Source organism: Geobacillus sp. ZGt-1, from assembly GCF_001026865.1.
In the GTDB taxonomy this organism is placed as follows: Bacteria; Bacillota; Bacilli; order Bacillales; family Anoxybacillaceae; genus Geobacillus; species Geobacillus thermoleovorans.
Genome location: NZ_LDPD01000007.1, coordinates 741 through 1,061, shown reverse-complemented (window position 1 = coordinate 1,061; position 321 = coordinate 741). Strand labels below are relative to the sequence as shown.

At 51.1% G+C, this 321-nt stretch carries 1 tRNA gene; it reads right to left on the bottom strand.

The features are described from left to right. Window positions 1-199: 199 nt before the first annotated feature. Window positions 200-275 (bottom strand) — tRNA-Phe (locus VU18_RS02035). Window positions 276-321 lie beyond the last annotated feature (46 nt).

The window sequence follows — 321 nt, the reverse complement described above, 5'->3', positions numbered from 1 at the left end:
CTGGTTGTGCCTCTTCCTCTTCAAGCTCATTCAAGGAAGCCTTGTGCGTCGAGGCAACTCGCAACAGACTCGACGATGCGAATGTTCGTCGCTACCCATTGAACTAAGCCGGGGTGGTTTGAACATCTGACATGTCTGTGAACTACTCCCACTTAGCTTTGCATGAAGCGGGAACCTTCTTTCGGAACTATGATANNNNTGGTGGCTCGGGACGGAATCGAACCGCCGACACAAGGATTTTCAGTCCTTTGCTCTACCGACTGAGCTACCGAGCCATACCATATTTTTCGTGATTTTGGAACAATGGCGGTCCCGACGGGA